The 19,481-nt window shown below is 65.5% G+C and carries 19 protein-coding genes and 1 pseudogene; 11 read left to right on the top strand and 9 right to left on the bottom strand.

Features of this window, described 5'->3' with window-relative positions:
- Window positions 1–9 precede the first annotated feature (9 nt).
- The 3 genes from BLV20_RS02560 to BLV20_RS02570 form a co-directional block, all read right to left on the bottom strand.
- The gene (locus BLV20_RS02560) at window positions 10–270 is read right to left on the bottom strand and encodes a hypothetical protein (protein ID WP_092296541.1); all 261 of its coding nucleotides are present in this window, start codon (window positions 268–270) and stop codon (window positions 10–12) included.
- A 158-nt stretch (window positions 271–428) separates the two neighbouring features.
- On the bottom strand, window positions 429–842 hold the full coding sequence (locus BLV20_RS02565; RefSeq protein ID WP_092296544.1) for a CBS domain-containing protein: 414 nt from the start codon (window positions 840–842) through the stop codon (window positions 429–431).
- Window positions 843–921: 79 nt separating this feature from the next.
- Window positions 922–1,092: a con-10 family general stress protein gene (locus BLV20_RS02570; protein WP_092296547.1), complete on the bottom strand. Its 171-nt coding sequence runs from the start codon at window positions 1,090–1,092 to the stop codon at window positions 922–924.
- On the opposite strand from BLV20_RS02570, the gene BLV20_RS31555 reads away from it, so the two are divergent.
- From BLV20_RS31555 to BLV20_RS02575, 3 genes are all read left to right on the top strand, one after another.
- Window positions 1,091–1,291, top strand: coding sequence for a hypothetical protein (locus BLV20_RS31555; protein WP_139192668.1), 201 nt, complete (start codon window positions 1,091–1,093; stop codon window positions 1,289–1,291). The two genes, BLV20_RS02570 and BLV20_RS31555, sit on opposite strands and share 2 nt — an antisense overlap.
- A gap of 81 nt (window positions 1,292–1,372) precedes the next feature.
- The gene (locus BLV20_RS31325; RefSeq protein WP_175540126.1) at window positions 1,373–1,525 is read left to right on the top strand and encodes a hypothetical protein; all 153 of its coding nucleotides are present in this window, start codon (window positions 1,373–1,375) and stop codon (window positions 1,523–1,525) included.
- A 113-nt stretch (window positions 1,526–1,638) separates the two neighbouring features.
- Complete coding sequence (locus BLV20_RS02575; protein ID WP_092296550.1) at window positions 1,639–1,881, top strand: hypothetical protein; 243 nt, start codon at window positions 1,639–1,641, stop codon at window positions 1,879–1,881.
- Between the two features lie 21 nt (window positions 1,882–1,902).
- Here the strand turns inward: BLV20_RS02575 and BLV20_RS02580 are convergent, their stop codons facing one another.
- Complete coding sequence (locus tag BLV20_RS02580; RefSeq protein ID WP_092296553.1) at window positions 1,903–2,625, bottom strand: SGNH/GDSL hydrolase family protein; 723 nt, start codon at window positions 2,623–2,625, stop codon at window positions 1,903–1,905.
- Window positions 2,626–3,013: 388 nt separating this feature from the next.
- Here BLV20_RS02580 and BLV20_RS02585 point away from each other — a divergent pair, with 388 nt between their 5' ends.
- On the top strand, window positions 3,014–5,521 hold the full coding sequence (locus tag BLV20_RS02585; protein ID WP_092297011.1) for a hypothetical protein: 2,508 nt from the start codon (window positions 3,014–3,016) through the stop codon (window positions 5,519–5,521).
- Window positions 5,522–5,532: 11 nt separating this feature from the next.
- Window positions 5,533–7,524 carry a GMC family oxidoreductase gene (locus BLV20_RS02590; protein ID WP_092296556.1) on the top strand — a complete coding sequence of 664 codons (1,992 nt, stop codon included), beginning with the start codon at window positions 5,533–5,535 and terminating at the stop codon, window positions 7,522–7,524.
- A gap of 99 nt (window positions 7,525–7,623) precedes the next feature.
- Here BLV20_RS02590 and BLV20_RS02595 read toward each other — a convergent pair whose 3' ends face one another.
- Window positions 7,624–8,187: a GNAT family N-acetyltransferase gene (locus tag BLV20_RS02595; RefSeq protein WP_092296559.1), complete on the bottom strand. Its 564-nt coding sequence runs from the start codon at window positions 8,185–8,187 to the stop codon at window positions 7,624–7,626.
- Between the two features lie 219 nt (window positions 8,188–8,406).
- On the opposite strand from BLV20_RS02595, the gene BLV20_RS02600 reads away from it, so the two are divergent.
- Entirely contained in the window at window positions 8,407–9,303 is an 897-nt protein-coding gene (locus tag BLV20_RS02600) for a universal stress protein (RefSeq protein WP_092296562.1), read from the top strand.
- Window positions 9,304–9,311: 8 nt separating this feature from the next.
- Here BLV20_RS02600 and BLV20_RS02605 read toward each other — a convergent pair whose 3' ends face one another.
- Together BLV20_RS02605 and fnr are read right to left on the bottom strand one after the other, a co-directional pair.
- The gene (locus BLV20_RS02605; RefSeq protein WP_092296564.1) at window positions 9,312–10,295 is read right to left on the bottom strand and encodes a zinc-dependent alcohol dehydrogenase family protein; all 984 of its coding nucleotides are present in this window, start codon (window positions 10,293–10,295) and stop codon (window positions 9,312–9,314) included.
- A gap of 25 nt (window positions 10,296–10,320) precedes the next feature.
- Window positions 10,321–11,067: a fumarate/nitrate reduction transcriptional regulator Fnr gene (fnr, locus tag BLV20_RS02610; protein WP_092296567.1), complete on the bottom strand. Its 747-nt coding sequence runs from the start codon at window positions 11,065–11,067 to the stop codon at window positions 10,321–10,323.
- A 293-nt stretch (window positions 11,068–11,360) separates the two neighbouring features.
- Between fnr and BLV20_RS02615 the strand changes: the two genes are divergently transcribed.
- The 4 genes from BLV20_RS02615 (at window position 11,361) to BLV20_RS02630 (ending at window position 17,417) form a co-directional block, all read left to right on the top strand.
- Window positions 11,361–13,736, top strand: a complete 2,376-nt coding sequence (locus tag BLV20_RS02615) for a phosphoketolase family protein (RefSeq protein WP_092296570.1) — start codon at window positions 11,361–11,363, stop codon at window positions 13,734–13,736.
- A gap of 178 nt (window positions 13,737–13,914) precedes the next feature.
- Window positions 13,915–14,811 carry a universal stress protein gene (locus BLV20_RS02620; protein ID WP_092296573.1) on the top strand — a complete coding sequence of 299 codons (897 nt, stop codon included), beginning with the start codon at window positions 13,915–13,917 and terminating at the stop codon, window positions 14,809–14,811.
- Between the two features lie 200 nt (window positions 14,812–15,011).
- Window positions 15,012–15,917, top strand: a complete 906-nt coding sequence (locus BLV20_RS02625; RefSeq protein ID WP_092296576.1) for a universal stress protein — start codon at window positions 15,012–15,014, stop codon at window positions 15,915–15,917.
- Window positions 15,918–16,028: 111 nt separating this feature from the next.
- Window positions 16,029–17,417 (top strand): MBL fold metallo-hydrolase RNA specificity domain-containing protein, encoded by a 1,389-nt coding sequence (locus BLV20_RS02630; RefSeq protein WP_092296579.1) that lies wholly within the window; start codon window positions 16,029–16,031, stop codon window positions 17,415–17,417.
- 51 nt (window positions 17,418–17,468) lie between these two features.
- On the opposite strand, the pseudogene BLV20_RS02635 reads toward BLV20_RS02630, so the two are convergent.
- A pseudogene (locus BLV20_RS02635) lies at window positions 17,469–17,621 on the bottom strand (Hsp20/alpha crystallin family protein); the annotation flags it as partial.
- Window positions 17,622–17,690: 69 nt separating this feature from the next.
- Window positions 17,691–18,617, bottom strand: a complete 927-nt coding sequence (locus BLV20_RS02640) for a LysR family transcriptional regulator (RefSeq protein WP_092296582.1) — start codon at window positions 18,615–18,617, stop codon at window positions 17,691–17,693.
- A 110-nt stretch (window positions 18,618–18,727) separates the two neighbouring features.
- Between BLV20_RS02640 and BLV20_RS02645 the strand changes: the two genes are divergently transcribed.
- Window positions 18,728–19,480 carry a 3-oxoacyl-ACP reductase family protein gene (locus BLV20_RS02645; protein ID WP_092296585.1) on the top strand — a complete coding sequence of 251 codons (753 nt, stop codon included), beginning with the start codon at window positions 18,728–18,730 and terminating at the stop codon, window positions 19,478–19,480.
- The last annotated feature ends 1 nt before the right edge of the window (window position 19,481 follow it).

Here is a 19,481-nt window from a genome sequence, read left to right on the forward strand (position 1 = left end):
GTCGTGGGCTCAAGGCTTGTCGGGCTGCTGGCCGCGGGTGTTTTCGGCGTTCTTGCGAAAGCCGCGCAGGTTCATGAAGCACAGGCACACTTGCAGCACGATCAGCGCATAGGCCTGGGCATGCCAGCCCCAGATCGCCCACAGCAGGTTGCTGATGATAAAACAGATGAAACCGCCGACCCGGCGCCTGGGCTTGAGCGAACCGATCAGCCAGGCCGCGAGAACGGTAACCAGCATGGCCGGCCATTGCAGCCAGTCCAGAAAGTCCATGAATGCCTCTTGAAGGTCGGTTTAGCCGTGTTCCCTCGACGCTCGGCCAGGACCGGTCATATAGAGCCCGGGGCCGGCGGCGGCCTCGCGATCGCGCCAGCCCCTGCATGCCGCTAGCGGCCGGGGCAGGTCAGCCACCGCCGTCGGGGGCCTGGCTCTCAATGAGCCTGGGCGACGCCCTGGAGCACGGTGCTGTCGGCCTTGACGTCGTGGGCCTTGGCGATATTGCCCAGGGACACCACGCCGACCAGGCGTTTCTGGCGATTGACCACCGGCAGGCGCCGTAGCTGGATATCGGCCATGTTGCGGGCCACTTCGTTGACGTCCTGGTCGTCGTAGCAATAGCGGATGTCGTTGCTCATGACTCTGCTGATTGGCAGGTCGCAGTTCTCGCCGTTGGCGACGGCCCGAATGACGATGTCGCGGTCGGTGATCATGCCGACCAGCCGATCGTCGTCGTGGACCAGGATGGCGCCGCTGTCGACGCTGGCCATCATCTTGGCGACGTCCTGCAGCGTCTGCTCGGGACGCGCGGTCTTGACGTCGCGGGTCATGACTTCAGAAATTTTCATCATGCTTCTCCTCAAAAAGCCGGGCCTTGGCGGCCCGGCATCAGAGGCAAGGGCCTGGGCCCTTGCGCGGTGGGCTCGATCAGCTGCGACCGCCACGGCCGCCGCTGGGTTGGCCGCCTTTTTTATTGGCGTCCGAGGTTTTTTGCCGGTCCTGGCCGCCCGAGGCCTGGCCACCTTTCTTGCCGGCTTCGGATGCTTTCTGGCGGTCATTCGCAAAATTCCCGGGATTGGAACTTCCGGTGTTAGCCATGATTCGCTACCTCTTGGTCGATTGGATTTGGCTCGCATTTGCAGCAAGCATTAATTGGGAGTGCTGGTGTTTTTCAAAAGTTGAAATTTGTTCCGTGGCGCACGACGAGTGGTGGCCGGGCGTTCCGCGGCCGGGTTTTCACCGGCCGGCAAGCCGCCGCTGGGCGTGCAGCCTGTCCGCTGGCGGGGATTTTTTTTGAACACCGGTTGCCCGCCGCCAGTCAGTCTTGATGAGCGGCGATGCCCGTCCGGCATGCCGACCCATCCCCTGGAGCCTTGCCATGAACCTGTCCCGAGTGCTGTCGCTGCTGTGCTGCCTGCTGGTGTTGCCAGGCTGCTTTGAAAATACCGAAGACAAAGGCAAGGACACCTCCAAGTCCTCGGTGCAGATGACTCAACCCGACTCCGACCAGGACGACCAAGACAAGCAATGACCCGCCATGGCGCTTGGCCAGGGGCCGGCGGCCGCTCCGCTGGGCGGCCGCGCTGAACATCGGCGCGCGGTGGCGACTCGAACTTGTATCAGCCATCGAAGAGGAAAACGCTCATGCTCAGCGAACGTAGGGCCTCGGAACTGGAGGCCTGGCAGATCCTGCTGGAAGACCGTGGCTATCGCATCGACTCGCCGGGTGCCTGGCACCAGGCGCTGTTGAGCGCGGCCGAAAACATGCTGCGCAGCGGGGTGGTCGACGAGGCCGGCTGGCTCGAACTCAAGGACCGGGCAAACGCCGCCTATGAACGGGCCATCGAGGAAGCCGTCGAGGAGAAGGTCGCCGACCCCAAAGAATGAGCCGGCCCTGGACAACCGCGCTCAGCGTGGGGCGGGTTGGCGACGCTGGCGAATGACCTGCGCCGCTTCCTCGGCGAGGATCCGGTACAGCACCGGGGAGGGGTGGAAACCATCGCCGGCCATCAGGTTCGCGGCGGGCTGGAAGCGCGCCGCCAACAGGCTGCAATGCGCCTTGGCGGCCAGCAACTCGGCCAGCACGCTGTTGAAGCGCCGGGCCCTGAGGCCCAGGTACCAGCGCAGCGGCTGCGGCAGCGCGGGAAACAGCTGCATGGGCGGCACGGGAAGAAACACGATATGCCCCACCTCGAACCGCTCGCTCAACAGCTCGATCAGCCGCGAGATCCGCGCCTGCCATTGGGCCGCGTCGATGGTGCCGGTGACGTCGTTGACGCCGATGGACACCAGGGCCACGTCGAATGGCTGCGCCGGGCCGGCTTGCAGAAGCTCTAGCAACTGCTGCGAGTCGAGCCCGGATTGCGCCAGCAGCTGCCAGGAAAGTTCGAAGTCGGCGGTCAAGCCGGCCACCAGCCTGCCGGCTATGGCCTCGTCCTGGGTCAGGGCGCCGACCCCGGCCGCCGCCGAGTCGCCGAGGATCAACAGGCGCAGCGCCGGCCCTTGGCCGCAAACCTGCCCACCCTGGCGCGGCCCATCGGCCTCGGGCAGTTTTGGCGTGACCCAGCGGGTGTAGAGGCCCTGGGCAAGCAACAGCGGCCCCAGGGCCACCTTGGCGAACACATCGGTCATCGGCAATCAGGCTCCAGTAACAGGTGACACGGGCCGGCCTGCATGGCGGGCCTCGCACGGCATCCTGCAGCCGAGTGTAGTAGCAACCGCCCAGGCTGAAGGGCAGTCCGGTAACCCATCGCCGATGCCGCGCCGCGAAGCGTTTGGCTGGCAGATCGCCATTCGCTATTAGCGGTTGGTTTTGATCGCCAAATGGACGAATTGACCTGCTTGGCATGGCCTAGTATGGCGGCTGTAGGGCGTTGTAAAGCGGCTGGCGCGCCGAGGTTAACCGGCCCGGGGCGCAGGCAGTCGGTTGTTCGGCCAGCAGAAAAAGAACCGGTCGCAACAGCAGTGTCCCCCAAGGACAGAGGGACCGGTCCGCAGCATGTGCAAGGAGCAGCGCATCATGACACCCGTGAAGCTGATGTTGAGTATTTTCCTTCCCTTGGTGCTGTTACAGGGCTGTAACAGCGACGCGAAAAACCCCTGCGGCGACAAACCCGGCGAGCGCCTCGACGAGGCCAAGTGCGTCGGCCGCGATGCCTCGAGCCTCAAGGGCGCGGACGAGGACTACTACGCCGACATGGACTACGGCGTGTCCCGCCAGCCCAAGCTGCTGGTGGATCGACTGTCCCCCTTCATTCCCGGCATTACCGAGCAGCAGGCGCTCCAGGCCTTCGCCCGCGGACGCAACAACTGGATCGTCTGGACCGCCGGCAACGATGCGCTGTGGGACAAACTCTCACGCGACAGCGTCGGCAACCTGGACCTGCTCAAGACCATCTCCAACCACCCGAGCCTGAAATACAACCGCGACAAGCGCTGGCAGGTGCTGGGGGTGGTCAACGAACCCTGCTACGTCAAGGGCCAGGGGCCGCGCGTCGACCGCTACGGCCTGTGGCTGGACGTGCGCGACCCGTCCTGCGGCGCTGACCCCTTCGAGAACGAAACCAAGTACCCCGGCGTGAAAATCGGCGCGCGCGGCAAAAACCTGCCGGTGGGCTCCTATTACGGCTACGGCACCGGGATCGTCGGCCTGCGGTTGTTCCCCAACCCGGATTTCGACGAGCACGCGCAGAAGAACTGGGACGCCAAGCGTTATTACGAGGACCCCAGCTATTACAACGACAGCAAGCTGGTCAAACCCTACCGGGTCGGCATGTCCTGCGGCTTCTGCCATGTCGGGCCGAACCCGACCAACCCGCCGGCCGACCCCGAGCGCCCGGCCTGGGCCAACCTCAACTCCAACCCCGGCGCGCAGTACTTCTGGGTCGACCGGATCTTCATGTGGAACCAGGACCCGAGCAGCTTCCCGTACCAGCTGTTCCACACCTCCAAGCCGGGCGCGCTGGACACCTCGTTCGTCTCCACTGACTACATCAACAACCCGCGCACCATGAACGCGGTCTACAACCTCAAGGCGCGCATCGAGCTGGCCGCCAACCTGGGCAAGGAAAAACTCGCCGGCGGCGGGCTGAACAACCGGCAGTTCAACGAAGTGCCCGGCGTGCCCGCGGACAGCCCGCTGGCGCAGTTCTACAAACAGCCTGACACGGTGTTCACCCCGCGGGTGCTCAAGGACGGCGCCGACTCGGTGGGCGCGCTCGGGGCCTTGAACCGGGTGTTCATCAATATCGGCCTGTACAGCGAGGAGTGGACCACGCACTTCCGGCCGCTGATCGGCGGCAAGCCGATCACCCCGTTCCGCATCGACGTGGCCCGCAAGAACTCTTCCTACTGGAACGCCAACGAGGCGCAGACCCCGGACCTGGCGCTGTTCTTCCTGGCCTCGGCAACCCCCGACTACCTGAAGAACGCCCCCGGCGGCGCGGCGCACCTGAGCGAGCCGGCGGCGGTGCTGGAACGCGGCAAGGAAGTCTTTGCCGACACCTGCGCCCGTTGCCACTCCAGCAAGCTGCCGGAAAAGGCCTGGACCTTCTTTCCCGACCATGGCTGCGTGAACGACGGTTACCTCAAGTGCTGGAACAACTACTGGAACTGGAGCAAGACGCCGGAGTTCAAGACCGCGATGCGCGCCATCGTCAAGGACCAGGAGTTCCTTACCGACAACTTCCTTTCCACCGAACTGCGGGTGCCGGTGACCCTGACCGAAACCAACGCCTGCAGCCCGCTGGCGACCAACGCCCTGGGCGGCAATATCTGGGACAACTTCTCTTCGGAGTCGTACAAGCAGTTGCCGGCGGTCGGCTCGGTGCTGGTGCAGAACCCCTACACCGGCGAACCCTGGGAATACTCGATGCCGGCGGGCGGGCGCGGCTATACGCGGCCGGCGTCGCTGGTCAGCCTGTGGTCCACCGCGCCGCTGCTGCTGAACAACCGCCTGGGCAAGTTTTACTGGAAAGGCGGGGTGGAGGACCGCATGGCGTCTTTCGACAGCGCGATCCAGATGCTGCTGTGGCCTGAGACCCGCGAGGGCGAATTCCAGGTCGTGACCCGCTCCGGCAAGACCCACATGGGCACCGTCGATGTCACCAGTGAAACCAGCTACCTGCGGGTCAGCAGCGGCTACCTGCCGACCTTCCTGCAGCACCTGGAAGGCTTGCTCAGCCGCTGGCTGCCGTGGCTGTTCGGCGAGGACGGCATCCAGCTCGGGCCGATCCCGCAAGGCACGCCGGTCAGCCTGCTGTCGAACATCGACCTGGAAAAACGCGACCAGGTGCTGGACCTGCTGCTCAAGATCAAGCACGACCTCAAGCAGCTACCCGCCGGCGCCACCGACGAGGAGGCGCGCAAGGTCTTCGCGCGGCTGGTCACGCCGCTGCTGCAGGTGAGCAAGTGCCCGGACTACGTGGTGGACAAGGGCCATTACTTCGGCACCAGTTTCCTCAAGGAGGAAAAAGGCCTGAGTGACGAAGACAAACGGGCCTTGATCGCCCTGCTGAAAACTTTCTGAGGTGGACGGCGATGAACGACGAAATGGATTACGAGTACATCGTGGTCGGGTCCGGGGCGGGGGGCGGCACCGTCGCCGCCCGCCTGGCCGAACAGGGACGCAAGGTGCTGGTGCTGGAGTCGGGCAGCGACCCGGTGGCGGCGGGCAATGCCCCGCGGCTGCCGGAGGAGTACGAGGTGCCGGCGTTTCACCCGCGTTCCACCGAGAACGATGCAATGCGCTGGGACTTTTTTGTCCGTCACTACAGCAGCGATGCCCGCCAGATGCAGGACCCCAAGTTCACCCGCAACTTCCAGGGCGAGAACGTTGACGGGGTGCTGTACCCGCGGGCCAGTTGCCTGGGCGGCTGCACCGCGCACAACGCGATGATTACCGTCTACCCGCATAACCAGGACTGGGACCATATCGCGCAGATCACCGGCGACCCGTCGTGGAAGGCCAGTGCCATGCGCGAGCATTTCCAGCGCCTGGAAAACTGCCATCACCGGCCGTTCCAGCGGTTTCTTTCCTGGTTCGGCATCAACCCGTCGCGGCACGGCTTCAAGGGCTGGCTGCACGTGGAAAAGGCCGTGCCGGAGGCGGTGATCGACGATTTTTCGCTGGTGCGCTCGATCGTCAAATCCGCCGAGCAGGCGTTCAAGACCCTGGGCGAAACCCTCAAGCGCATCGGCTGGCAACTGCAGGGCGTGGGCGACCCCAACGACTGGCGGCTGGTGCGCGAGGAGGCCATCGGCCTGCGCTATCCGCCGCTGGCCACCCGGCACCATCACCGCACCGGCACCCGCGAACGCCTGCTGGATGTGCAGCAGCGCCACCCGGACAAGCTGCACATCGAGCTGGACGCGCTGGTGACCCGGGTGCTGCTCGATGACCAGCAGCGCGCCTATGGCGTGGAATACATCAAGGGCGCGCGGCTGTATCGGGCCTGCACCTTGCCGCGCAATGCCTCGGGCGAAATGCGCCAGGTGCGGGCCAGCCGCGAGGTGATACTCGCCGGGGGCGCCTTCAACACCCCGCAACTGCTGATGCTCTCGGGCATCGGCCCGCGCGACACCCTGGAGGCCATGGAGATTGCGGTGCGGGTCGAATTGCCCGGCGTCGGCCGCAACCTGCAGGACCGCTACGAGGTCGGGGTGGTCAACCGGATGAACTTCGAGCACTGGGGCGTGCTCGAGGGCGCGCGCTATGCCAAGGGCGACCCGCAGTACCAGGAATGGGCCAAGGGCAAGGTCGGGGTGTATTGCACCAACGGCGCGGTGCTGGCGGTGATCAAGAAGTCGCTGCAACAGCGGCCGCTGCCGGACCTGTTCTGCTTTTCCCTGCTGGCGCTGTTTCGCGGTTACTTCCCCGGCTATTCGAACTTGATCGTCGAGCACCTGAACTACCTGACCTGGGCAATACTCAAGGCCCATACCAACAACAACGCCGGCTACGTCACCCTGCGTTCCAAGGACCCGGCCGACACCCCGCTGATCAACTTTCGCTATTTCGAGGAGGGCAGCGACACCCAGGGCGAAGACCTGCAATCGGTGGTGGAGGGCATCAAGTTCGTGCGCAACCTGGCCCAGCCGCTCAAGGACGCCGGGCTGATCGCCAGCGAGGAACTGCCCGGCGACGCGGTGCAGACCGACGAACAGCTGAAGAACTTCGTCATGAACCAGGCTTGGGGCCACCACGCCTCCTGCACTTGCCCGATCGGCGCCGACGACGACCCCATGGCCGTGCTCGACAGCGCCTTTCGCGTGCGCGGCGTGGCCAACCTGCGGGTGGTGGACGCGTCGATCTTCCCGAAAATCCCCGGGTTCTTCATCGTCACCTCGATCTATGTCGCGGCCGAGAAAGCGGCGCAGGTGATCCTGCAGCACGCCGCCGCAGTAAAGGCCCAGGTGGTGCACGGGGCAGGGCAGGCCACGGCGGGGGCGGACCGCGCGGCCCCGGTGGAGGCAATGCAGCCGTACCCGCCGGCCACGCCAACGGCCCAGCGCAGTGGTTCAGGGCGCTGAGCCAAGCGGCGCTGTGCGCCTGGCAAAGCGTGCAACCGCCAGCACCAGGCCTCGAATACTCCCGCGGCGGGCCCTTGGCCGGTGCGCCACGGGGGTGTTCTACAGGTAGAGGCGGTGAATCACCTGGTGGCTGTCGTCGGGATCGTGGCCCCGGTCGAACCCCAGGGCCCGGGCCAGGTCGCGCATCGGCACGTTGCTGGCGGCGTCGATCGAATACATCAGATGAAAGCCGTTGCGGCGAGCGGCCTTGATCAGGTGCTCCATCAACAAGGTTCCCAGGCCCAGGTGCTTCCATTCGTCGGCGACCGTCACCGCGCATTCGCATTCATGCTCGCCGGTGGCCGCGTAGCGGCTGACACCGATCTCGATCAGTTGGCCGTTGTCGTGGGCGAGCGCGACATACGCCATGCGTTGCTTGCCGTCGGTATTCATCAACTGGTCGAGCAGCGGGCCGCTGGGTTCGCTGATCTGCGCCAGGAAGCGCATGTGCCTGGACTCGGGAGACAGGCGCTGGATAAAGGCGTACTCGCGGTCGCGGTCTTTTTCCGACAGCGGCCGGATCAACACATGGCGGCCGTCCCTGAGCGTTTCGATCCAGTATTTACCGGTGGCCGCAGCGTAGATCGCGGCGGCCCGTTCGTTGTGGTCTTTGACAGTGAGCATGCTGCGATCCTCCATCGGGCCGGAAAAGTCCGTGCGTCAATTGCGCGGTCCGTCCCGTTCTACCCCGCTGGCGGCGCTTCGATCTGATCTGGATCAGACACTGGCGACAGGCCAGGCTCATTGCTCCGAACCTGATGTAAGTCAAGCGCCGCCGCCGGGAATCGGGCGCAATCCTGGCGTATGCCGGCATGCTCGACCGGCACCGAGCCGAGGTGTGTCATGGAGCAATATCAAGGTCTGTTGCTGATCGCCGATTGCAGCTTGCAACCCTCCGCGGCCTTGCCGCGGGCCGTGGCACTGGCCAAGGCCAGCGGCGCGGTGCTGCATGTACGGGTGTTTGCCGAACCGGCGCCGGTGGTGCACTTGTGGGAAGAGAAAATCGACGAGGCGGGCTATCAGCGCTATGCGCGTCGCCATCGCCGCTGGGTCGCCGAACAGACCCGGCAGCTCGACGACCAGGGGGTGCAGGCGACGGTCGAGGTGCTGTTCACCACCCATCCGCTGCTGGACATCCTGAAGACCGTCGAGGAACTCAAGCCCGACCTGCTGATCAAGGACGTCACCCTGGAGCCGCAGCTCAAGCGGGTGTTCGTCACGCCGCTGGACTGCCACCTGCTGCGCGAATGCCCGATCCCCGTGCACCTGGTCAACCAGGCCCGCCACGGGTTGCCGCAGCGGGTCCTGGCGGCGGTGGACCCGTTCGACCCCTCGACTCAGGCCAGCCACCTCAACGACAGCATCATCCAGGCCGCCAGCGCGCTGGCCCGGCAATGCACGGCGCCGCTGCACCTGCTGTATGCCTATGACCTGTCGCCCGCCTTCAATGGCGAGGCCCCGCTGGCCAGCGGTGGCTGGGGCATGGATGTCGTCGAGGAGCTTCGCGAATCCCTGCACCTGGCGTTTGTCACCCTGGCGCAGCGCCACGGCATCGCGCCGGAGCGCCGGCATTTCGTCATGGGGCCGCCGGTGCCCGCCATCAGCGAGTTCGTCGAGCAATACCAGGCCGATGTGGTGGTGATGGGCACGGTGCACCGGACGGGGCTGGACCGCTTGATCGGCAGCAACACCGAGCGGGCGCTGTATTCGGTGCCGGGCAGCATCCTGGCGGTCAGGTAAACGGCTGCTCAGGGCGTGAGCACGATCGCTCCCTTGCAGCGACCGTCTCGCAGGCGCGCCAGGGCCTGGTTGGCCTCGTCCAGCGCAAAGCAGGTGACATCGCAGTGCACGGGCGTGTGCTGCACTTGAGCGAAAAACGCGGTGCCGTCCTCGCGGGTCAGGTTGGCCACCGAGCGCAGGCTGCGCTCGCCCCACAGCAGGCGGTAAGGAAAGGCCGGGATGTCGCTCATGTGAATGCCGGCGCAGATCACGCAGCCGCCCTTGACCGTCACGGACAGCGCCAGGGGCACCAGCGAGCCGACGGGGGCGAAGATCAGGCTGGCATCCAGCGCGTGCGGCGGAGCCTCATCCGAAGGGCCGGCCCAGGTGGCCCCCAGCGAGCGGGCATAGTCCTGGCCGACGTGATCGTCCGGCCGGGTGAAGGCATACACCTGCTGGCCACGCCCCACCGCGACCTGGATCGCCAGGTGCGCGGCCGCGCCGAAACCGTAGAGGCCCAGGTGGCGAGCGTTGCCGGCCATCTGCAAGGCCCGAAAACCGATCAGCCCGGCGCACAGCAACGGCGCGGCCTGGGTGGCCGAGAGCGCATCGGGCAGCGGCAGGCAATAACGCGCATCGGCAACGGTGTACTCGGCGTAGCCGCCGTCCAGGTGGCAACCGGTAAACCGCGCCTGGTCGCACAGGTTTTCCCGGCCCGAGCGGCAGAACGCGCATTCGCCGCATGTCCAGCCGAGCCAGGGGACGCCGACCCGCCGGCCGACCCAGCCTGGCTCCACCTCGCTGCCCACGGCCGTGACCTGGCCGACGATTTCGTGGCCCGGTACCCGCGGCAGCTGCGCCTGGGGCAATTCGCCATCGACCAGGTGCAGGTCGGTGCGGCAGACACCACAGGCCAGGACTTTGATCAGCAGTTGCTGGGGGCCGGGAGACGGAATCGGCCGTTCTTCGCATTGCAGGGGCTGGCCGGGGATGTGCAGGACCATGGCACGCATGACGATTCTCCCGGCATTGCAGGGGTCAGAGCAGGTCCGGCCGATGACAGCCTGCCACCAGTTGCTTGAGCCCCTCCATGTTCAGCACCTTGACTTCGCGCCCGGAAATTTCCACCAGCCCCTGGTCCCGCAGATGCGCGATGCCGCGGCAGATGGTTTCCAGGCGCAGCCCGAGGTAGGAGCCGATTTCCTCGCGGCGCATCTTCAGGATGAAGTCCCTGGAGGAGTAACCCCGCATGCTCAGGCGTTGCGACAGGTTCAGCAGAAAGGCTGCCAGGCGTTCGTCGGAGTTCATGTTGCCGAGCATCATCAACATGTCGTGATCGCGCACGATCTCGCGGCTGAGGATGCGATTGAGGTTGTGCTGCAGCGACGGCAGCTCCTGGGCGAGCTTTTCCAGATGGGCGAAGTGGATAGGGCAGACTTCACTGTCCTCTAGGGCCAGCGCGCTGCAGGTGTGGGTGTCGCCGCTGATGGCGTCCAGGCCGAGCATTTCGCCCGGGATCTGGAAGCCGGTGACCTGCTCGCGGCCGTCGACGGATACCATGCAGGTCTTGAACGAGCCGATCCGCACCGCATACAGCGAGCGCAACGGATCGCCCGTGCGGTAGAGGGCCGCGCCTTTTTTAACCTTGAAACGCTGCACGATCAGGGTGTCCAGGCGTTCGATCTCCTGCACGCTCAGGCCCAGCGGCAGGCACAGCTCCAGGACACTGCAATTGGCGCACGCAGCCTTGAGGTGGCGGTTCGGGGGCGCTTGTGCGTCGGGCATGCCATAGGACCCCTTTGTTGTTTTACTCAAGGTTTGCTCCAGCCTAATCCTGAGCATAGGTCCTGAGCCCGGGGCGGACGCGTCATTCGGCTGCTTGCCGCAAGAACACGACGAATGGAAGGCGCAGCGCGGCGGCCCCCGCCCGGCCGGGCAACGCCGGGTACCCCGGCGAACGTTGCGTCGTCGAGTTGCGATGGCGCCGATGCCATTTGATGTAAATCAAGTTTCCAAGGGGCCAGGCTTCCAGAATCAAGCCATCTCGAACGGTGGGCCGGGCCCTGGCGGAGGACTTCATGAGCGACTTTCTGAATGTCGAGCAACTGGAAGCGCTGGATGCCTACTGGCGCGCCTCCAACTACCTGGCGGTCGGGCAGATCTACCTCAAGGACAACCCGCTGCTGAAGACGCCGCTGACCCTGGCCGACATCAAGCCTCGGCTATTGGGGCACTGGGGCACCACGCCGGGGCTCAACCTCATCTATACCCACCTCAACCGGCTGATCAACCAGTACGACCTGGACATGATCTTTATCGCCGGCCCCGGCCATGGCGGGCCGGCGGTGGTGGCCCAGACCTACCTGGAAGGCACCTACACCGAGCTCAACCCGCAGGTGGAGCGCAATATCCATGGCCTGGGCCGGCTGTTCCGGCAGTTTTCCTGGCCGTACGGGATTTCCAGCCATGTTTCGGCGCAGATCCCGGGGTCGATCCACGAGGGCGGCGAACTGGGCTACAGCCTGGCCCATGCCTACGGCGCCGCGTTCGACAACCCGGAACTGATCGTGGCGTGCGTCATCGGCGATGGCGAGGCCGAGACCGGGACGCTGGCGGCCAGCTGGCACTCCAACAAGTTCCTCAACCCGGCGCGCGACGGCGCGGTGCTGCCGATCCTGCACCTCAACGGCTACAAGATCGCCAACCCCACGTTGCTCTCCAGGATCAGCGAGGACGAGCTGTCGGCCTTGATGTATGGCTATGGCTACGATCCGTATTTCGTCGAGGGCGACGAGCCGGTGGCGGTGCACCAGGCGCTGGCCAGGACGCTGGACACGATGCTGCTGAAAATCCGCGAGATCCAGCGCATCGCCCGCCGCACCAGCCCGCCCCAGACCCCGGAGCGCCCGCTGTGGCCGCTGCTGGTGCTGCGCACGCCCAAGGGCTGGACCGGGCCGAAGTTCGTCGACGGCCAAAGGGTCGAAGGCACCTGGCGCGCGCATCAGGTGCCCCTGGCCGATTTCCGCCAGGCGCTCCACCTGCGCCAGCTCGAGGAATGGCTCAACAGCTACCGCCCCGGCGAATTGTTCGATGCCCATGGCGCCTTGCTACCCGAGATCGCCGCGCTGGCGCCCACCGGGCAGCGCCGCATGAGCGCCAACCCGCACGCCAATGGCGGCTTGCTGCTGCGGGCGCTGGACCTGCCGCGGTTCACCGACTACGCGGTCAGGCTCGAGGCCCCGGGCAGCCAGTGCGCCGAGGCAACCCGGGTGCTGGGCGCATGGGTGCGCGATGTGATGAAAAACAACCTGGCGGCGCACAACTTCCGCCTGTTCGGTCCGGACGAAACCGCCTCGAACCGGCTGGACGCGGTCTATGAAGTCAGCGCCAAGACCTGGATGGATCCCCTGGAACCGGATGACATCCACTTGGCGGCGGATGGGCGGGTGATGGAGATCCTCAGCGAGCAGGTCTGCGAAGGCTGGCTCGAAGGTTATCTGCTCACCGGTCGGCACGGTTTGCTGTCTTGCTACGAGGCGTTTATTCACATTGTCGATTCGATGGTCAACCAGCATGCCAAGTGGCTGAAGACCGCCGCGGAAGTGCCGTGGCGCCACCCCGTGGCCTCGCTCAACTATCTGCTGACCTCGCATGTCTGGCGCCAGGACCATAACGGCTTCTCGCACCAGGACCCGGGGTTCATCGACCTGCTGGCGAATAAAAAGGCCGACGTGGTGCGCATCTACCTGCCACCCGACGCCAATTGCCTGCTGTCGGTGGCCGATCACTGCCTGCGCAGCCGCGACTACATCAATGTCATCGTGGCCGGCAAGCAAGCGGAGTGGCAATGGCTGGACATCGACGCGGCGATCCGCCATTGCCAGGCCGGCATCGGTCGTTGGGACTGGGCCTGCCGGGACGACAAGGACCCCGACGTGGTGATGGCCTGCGCCGGCGACGTGCCGACCCTGGAGACCCTGGCGGCGGTGACCCTGCTGCGCGAATACGTGCCGGACCTGCGGGTGAGGGTGGTCAATGTGGTCGACCTGATGGTGCTGCAACCTTCCTACCAGCACCCCCACGGCTTGCCGGACAGCCTCTTCGACGAACTGTTCACCCTCGACAAGCCGGTGATCTTCGCCTTCCACGGCTACCCGACGCTGATCCACAGGCTGCTGTACAAGCGGCACAACCATGAGAATTTCCATGTGCGCGGCTTCAAGGAAGAGGGCGCGACCACCACGCCGTTCGACATGGCGGTGCTCAACAACCTGGACCGATATCAGCTGGCGCTGGACGTTATCGAGCGGGTGCCGCGGCTGCACCGCCAGTTGCAGGCCGCGCGGTCGCGCTACTGGTCGACCATGGAAAAACACAAGCTCTACCTCATGGAGTACGGGCAAGACATGCCCGAGGTCCTGAACTGGCGCTGGACGCCGGCGGCGGGCCACTGAAAGCCCTCTGCGGAGGACTTTTGCATGCCTTCGCGGAGATATGACATAGATCAGAACCCGCCGGGCGCGAGGGAGGAAGCTGGATGGGCGCCAATGCCCGATGCAGCGACGGCGCCACGGCCGGCACCCGCATCGACGGGCGCCCGGCGCCGACGCTCAATCTGTCTGGAGGTAGACCATGAGCCAGTACCAACGGTTGCTGTTGATCATCAACCCGGCTCAACGCCATTCCCCGGCCCTGAGCCATGCGGCGGCCCTGGCCAGGGCCAGCGGCGCGAGCTTGCATATCGCCGCCTTGATGAAGTCCCTGGGGATCTTGTCGCTGCTCGAGGAGGGCGATCGCACCCAGGCCCGCGAGGACTACCTGCAGGACCATCGCGATTGGCTCAAGGCCCAGGCCGCGGAGCTGTATGCCAGCGGGCTGGACGTGACGACGGAGGTGGCATGGGCCGATGACATCGAGCACGACATCCTCGAGCATGTCGCGCGGATCCAGCCGGACCTGCTGATCAAGCAGGTCCAGCATGAGCCTGCGCTGGAGCGGGCGTTCTTCACCCCTCTGGACTGGCATTTGCTGCGCCACTGCCCGGTACCGGTCTATCTGGTCGGCGGCAATGGCAATGGCGAGGCGTTGCCGCGCAGGGTCGTGGCGGCGGTCGAAGTCTCGGACAGCGAGTCGGCGGACGACGCGCTCAACGAGCGGATCATCCAGCAGGCCTTCGGCTTCGCGCTGCAATGCGATGCCGAGCTGCACTTGCTGTATGCCTGTGATATTTCCGCGGCCTTCCTGGAGGACCTGGGCGGTGTCGCCCTGACGCTCTCGGAACTCACCCGGGAGTTGCGCGAGGACCTGGAAAGAGCCTTCCACAGGCTGGCCGAGCGGTTTGGCGTGCCGTTCGGCTGCCGGCACTTCATCCGGGGGCAACCGGTCACGGTGCTGAGCGAGTTCGCCCTGGCCCACGATGTGGATGTGATCGTGATGGGCAGGAAGCAATCGCGCGGGTTGTCCCGGTTTCTGGGCAGCACCACCGAACATATCCTCTACCAGGCGCCGTGCAGCGTCCTGGCGGTCTAGGGGAGGGCGCCATGGCCGGCCCCGGACAGGTTCAAGCATTGGATTCGCGCGCACGCGTCTTGAATGGCCACGCAATGGGCGGCCGGACGCGCCGCAGCGTCGATGCACAAGCGCGCCGCCCAGCGGCGCGGGTGCCAAGCCCCCGGCAGGAAGCCGGCTTGCAATAAGGCAGGTGAAGCGTTCCCAGGACGAGGTGTGTGATGTTGAAAATCCAACGTTTATTGCTCATTGCACCGACGCAAATGGCCCGCACCCCGGCGTTCGACCGAGCGCAGGCGCTGGCCCGGGCAACCGGCGCGATGTTGCATATGGTCGCTTTCGATCACGTCAACGCGCTGGCGGTGGCCGGCCTGTTCGACCATGACGCCATGACCCAGGCCCGCGAAGGCTACCTGCAGGTGCACCGGCACTGGCTGGAACAGCAGGCGCGCCTGCAACGGTGCGAAGGCTTGCGGGTGACCAGCGAGGTGGTGTGGTCCAGGTTCAGCCTGGCGCACGTGCTGGACTACGCCAACGACTTCCACGCCGACCTGGTGATCAAGGACATGCAATCCGTGCCGGCCTTCGACCGGGTATTTCATCGCCCGCTGGATTGGCTGTTGCTGCGCGATTGCCCGGCCCCCTTGCACCTGGTGGCCGGCGCGGAAAACCCCAAGCCGCTGAAGATCCTCGCCGCCATCGATCTGTCGCACCTGGAGGATCTGACCCAGGGGCTCAATGAGCGGATTCTCACGCTGGCCTCGACACTGGCCGTGGCCTGCGATGCCTCCTTGCACATGCTCAATGTCGGCAATTGGTCGGTGTTCGGTGACGCCCTGGCGAGCGTGCCGACCTCGAGCCTGGACGACAGCCTGCGAGACGCGGTCAACGATGCCCAGCAAGAGGCGTTCGAGGCGCTGGCCGAGCACTATGGGATCGAGGCGTCGCACCGCCATGTGCTGAGCGGCATTCCCCACCGGGTGATCGGGCAGTTTGCCCGCAGGCAGGCCTTCGACATGGTCGTACTGGGCACGGCCTCGCGTCATGGCGTGGATATTTTTCTCGGCGGTACTGCCGAGAACGTGCTGCATCACGCACCGTGCAGCCTGACGGTCGTCAAGCCGTAGCCGGGGCCCGGTGAAAAGCGCACGAGTGCGCTGCGGCTTGATAAAAGTCAACCGCGCGCCCGGCCAAAGGAGCGATCAATAGCACTCCCATGTGGGTTCAAGGAGAAGGCCATGCGTATGACATTTCTCGGCGCCGCCGGTACGGTCACCGGCAGCAAGTACCTGTTGGAGCATGCCGGCCAGCATCTGCTGATCGATTGCGGGCTGTTCCAGGGCTACAAGCAGCTGCGGTTGCATAACTGGGACCCGTTCCAGCTACCGGTTCACGACCTGGATGCCATTGTGCTGACCCATGCCCACCTGGACCACAGCGGCTACCTGCCGGTATTGGCGCGCAATGGCTATCGCGGCCCGGTCTATGCCACGCCCGCGACCTGCGAGCTGGTGAAAATCCTCCTGCGCGACAGCGGCCGCCTGCAGGAGGAAGAAGCCGAGTTCGCCAATCGCCATGGCTATTCGAAACATACCCCGGCGCTGCCGCTGTATACCGAGCAGGACGCGGAGCGCGCCCTGAAGCTGCTGCGGCCAATGGAGTTGCACCACCGGGTGGATATCCTGCTGGGAATCAGCATCCAGTTGCGCTGCGCCGGGCACATTCTCGGGGCGGCCACGGTGGAGGTCGTGGCCGACGGCGTCACGCTGGTCTGCTCCGGGGACCTGGGGCGGCCGAACGACCCCTTGATGCTTGCCCCGGAAACCATCGAACAGACCGATTATTTATTGGTCGAGTCGACCTACGGCGACCGTCGGCACCCTGCCGAATCGCCGGAGGAACAACTGGCGCAGGTCATCAACCGCACCGCCATGCGCCATGGCATCACCCTGGTTCCGTCGTTCGCGGTCGGGCGCGCGCAGTTGCTGATGTATCACCTGTACCGCTTGCTGCAAAAGCGCGCGATTCCCGACCTGCCGATCTACCTCAACAGCCCCATGGCCACCGATGTCACGCGGCTGTACCAGCGCTTTCGCAGTGAACACCGCCTCTCTCCGCAGGAGTGCGAAGGCATGTGCCATGTGGCGCATTTCGTGCGCACCACCCAGGAGTCGATCGATCTCGACCTGCAGCGCACGCCGGCGGTCATTATCGCCGCCAGTGGCATGGCCACCGGCGGCCGGGTGATCCACCACCTCAAGGCCCTGGCGCCCAACCCGCTCAATACGCTGCTGGTGCCGGGCTTCCAGGCCGGCGGCACGCGCGGCGCGCAGATTGTCGCCGGCGCCGAGTCGGTGCGCATCCATGGCAAGGACGTGCCGATCCGGGCCGAAGTGGTGCCGATGGAAACCTTGTCGGCGCATGCCGACGCCGATGAAATCATGCAATGGCTGCGCGGCTTCAAGCGGCCGCCGAAACACACGTTCGTGGTGCACGGCGAGCCCAACGCCTCGGATGTGTTGCGCCGGCGCATCAGCCAGGAACTAGGCTGGTCGGTCTCGGTGCCGGAATACCGTGACAGCGTCGAGCTGTCGCACATCGAGCAGCCGTTGCCGCTGTTTTCCTGAACCACAAAAAAGCCCCTTGCCGGTTTGCCGGCAAGGGGCTGGCTGGCCGGTTCACTCGCCCTTGATCGGTACCACCTGGTCGGCTTGCATGGCGTCGGTTTTTTTCGGCAGGGAAATGTTCAATACGCCCTTGCTGAAGCTGGCCTCGATCTTCTCGGCATCGACGCCCTTGGGCAGGTTGAACATCCGCTCAAAGGAGCCGTATTTAAGTCAGAACCAGGAAAAATTCCGCCAGCCCCCCGGCCAGCCGGGCACCAACGGCGTGCCCGGGCTTCAGCGGCCAGCGGCGAAGCGCTCGGCCCATTGCTGCTGGCGGGCGTGATCGACCAGCAGATCGACGAACACCCGGGTCTTGGCCGGCAGCAGCTTGTGCCCGGCGAAGTACAGCGAGATCGGCCCGGCGTCGACATGCCAGTCCGGCAGCACCCGCTCCAGGGCGCCGCTTTGCAGGTGACCAAGCACATCCGGAACCGCCAGCAAGGCGATGCCCAGCCCCATGAGGGCACTCTGGCAAAGCGCTTGCGGGTCGTTGACCAGCAAGCGCGGGCGCAACTCCAGGGCCTGGCGCTGCTGCCTGGGGCCCTGGAGCATCCAGCTGCGCACCTTGCCGCTTTGCAGGGAGCGCATGGCCAGGTGCTCGAGCCCGCTCAACTGCTCCGGGCTCCGCACGGCAGGGTGCCTGGACAAGTAGCCCGGCGAAGCCACGAGGACCAGGTGCGCGGGCGCCAGATCCCTGGCGACCACGCCGGGCGCAAGCTCGATCCCGCCGCCGATGGCGACATCGAAGCCATCGGCAATCAGTTCTACCTGGCGATTATCGAAGTGCCATTCGGGCACCACCGCCGGATAGCGCTGCAAGAACTGCGGCATCAACGGCAGCAGGTAGTCGCGACCAAAGGCCGGCGCCGCGGAAATACGCAACACCCCGGCCGGTTCTCCGGCGTGGCTGGTCACATCGGCAATCGCCGCCTGGACCGTCTCCAGGCCGTCCCCGAGATTCCCCAGAAAACGCTCCCCAGCCTCGGTCAGGGCCAGACGGCGAGTGCTGCGCTGGAACAGGCGCACCCCGAGGTTGGCCTCCAGTTGGGCAACGTTCCTGCTCACCGCGGCCGGGGTGATTCCCAGGCGCCGCGCCGCGGCGGAGAAGCTGCCGGCCTCGGCGCTGCGAACGAAGGATTGCAGGTTGGCCAGGGTTTCCATGAGCGATACCTTCAAGTGAATGTTGAAAGTGATTCTAGCCACTGCCTACTACTTGATGAAAATGAAACAGCGTTTCATAGCCTCGTCAACCACCAGTCGAGGCTCACACCATGAACCCTGCAACTCTTCCACTCACCGGCAAGGTCGCCATCGTCACCGGCGGCTCGCGCAGCATCGGCGCGGCCATTGCCAAGCGCCTGGCCGCGGACGGCGCCGCTGTCGCCATTACCTACAACGCCTCGCCAGAGCGCGCCGCCGCCCTGGTCGCGGATATCACCGCGGCCGGCGGCCAGGCTTTTTCGCTGGCCGCCGACGCTGGCGATCCTGAAGCGGTACGCGCCGCCGTGCAGAGCGTCGCGGCGCGCTTTGGCAAGGTCGATATCCTGGTCAACAACGCCGGTATCAGCCTGCTCGGCGCCCCCGAAGACATCGCCTTCGAGGACTTCCAGCGCATCCTGGCGGTGAATGTCAGCGGGGTCTTCGTTGCCACCCAGGAGGCGCTCAAGCACATGGGGCAGGGCGGGCGAATCATCCATATCGGCAGCTCGATGGTGCAATACAGCGCGTTCGCCACAGCCTCCGTCTACACCCTGACCAAGGGCGCCGTGGCGGGCTTCAGTCGCGGCCTGGTGCGGGACCTTGGGCCGCGCGGCATTACCGTGAACACCGTCCACCCCGGGCCGACCGACAGCGACATGAACCCCGCCGATGGCCCGGTGGCGGATTTCGTCCGTCCCCATATCGCCGTGGGCCGTTACGGCGCCGGGCAGGACATCGCCAGCGCAGTGGCCTACCTGGCCAGCGCCGAAGCCAGTTTTGTCACGGGTGCCGAATTAATCGTCGATGGCGGTTTCACTGCCTAAG

It is taken from the genome of Pseudomonas sp. NFIX28 (assembly GCF_900107395.1).
Lineage (GTDB): Bacteria > Pseudomonadota > Gammaproteobacteria > Pseudomonadales > Pseudomonadaceae > Aquipseudomonas.

Bases quoted from the DNA above. Each gene is read 5' to 3' on its own strand.
- BLV20_RS02560 (WP_092296541.1), bottom strand. From the start codon at position 270: ATGGACTTTCTGGACTGGCTGCAATGGCCGGCCATGCTGGTTACCGTT.
- BLV20_RS02565 (WP_092296544.1), bottom strand. From the start codon at position 842: ATGAAAATTTCTGAAGTCATGACCCGCGACGTCAAGACCGCGCGTCCC.
- BLV20_RS31555 (WP_139192668.1), top strand. From the start codon at position 1,091: ATGATTCGCTACCTCTTGGTCGATTGGATTTGGCTCGCATTTGCAGCA.
- BLV20_RS02570 (WP_092296547.1), bottom strand. From the start codon at position 1,092: ATGGCTAACACCGGAAGTTCCAATCCCGGGAATTTTGCGAATGACCGC.
- BLV20_RS31325 (WP_175540126.1), top strand. From the start codon at position 1,373: ATGAACCTGTCCCGAGTGCTGTCGCTGCTGTGCTGCCTGCTGGTGTTG.
- BLV20_RS02575 (WP_092296550.1), top strand. From the start codon at position 1,639: ATGCTCAGCGAACGTAGGGCCTCGGAACTGGAGGCCTGGCAGATCCTG.
- BLV20_RS02580 (WP_092296553.1), bottom strand. From the start codon at position 2,625: ATGACCGATGTGTTCGCCAAGGTGGCCCTGGGGCCGCTGTTGCTTGCC.
- BLV20_RS02585 (WP_092297011.1), top strand. From the start codon at position 3,014: ATGACACCCGTGAAGCTGATGTTGAGTATTTTCCTTCCCTTGGTGCTG.
- BLV20_RS02590 (WP_092296556.1), top strand. From the start codon at position 5,533: ATGAACGACGAAATGGATTACGAGTACATCGTGGTCGGGTCCGGGGCG.
- BLV20_RS02595 (WP_092296559.1), bottom strand. From the start codon at position 8,187: ATGCTCACTGTCAAAGACCACAACGAACGGGCCGCCGCGATCTACGCT.
- BLV20_RS02600 (WP_092296562.1), top strand. From the start codon at position 8,407: ATGGAGCAATATCAAGGTCTGTTGCTGATCGCCGATTGCAGCTTGCAA.
- BLV20_RS02605 (WP_092296564.1), bottom strand. From the start codon at position 10,295: ATGCGTGCCATGGTCCTGCACATCCCCGGCCAGCCCCTGCAATGCGAA.
- fnr (WP_092296567.1), bottom strand. From the start codon at position 11,067: ATGCCCGACGCACAAGCGCCCCCGAACCGCCACCTCAAGGCTGCGTGC.
- BLV20_RS02615 (WP_092296570.1), top strand. From the start codon at position 11,361: ATGAGCGACTTTCTGAATGTCGAGCAACTGGAAGCGCTGGATGCCTAC.
- BLV20_RS02620 (WP_092296573.1), top strand. From the start codon at position 13,915: ATGAGCCAGTACCAACGGTTGCTGTTGATCATCAACCCGGCTCAACGC.
- BLV20_RS02625 (WP_092296576.1), top strand. From the start codon at position 15,012: ATGTTGAAAATCCAACGTTTATTGCTCATTGCACCGACGCAAATGGCC.
- BLV20_RS02630 (WP_092296579.1), top strand. From the start codon at position 16,029: ATGCGTATGACATTTCTCGGCGCCGCCGGTACGGTCACCGGCAGCAAG.
- BLV20_RS02640 (WP_092296582.1), bottom strand. From the start codon at position 18,617: ATGGAAACCCTGGCCAACCTGCAATCCTTCGTTCGCAGCGCCGAGGCC.
- BLV20_RS02645 (WP_092296585.1), top strand. From the start codon at position 18,728: ATGAACCCTGCAACTCTTCCACTCACCGGCAAGGTCGCCATCGTCACC.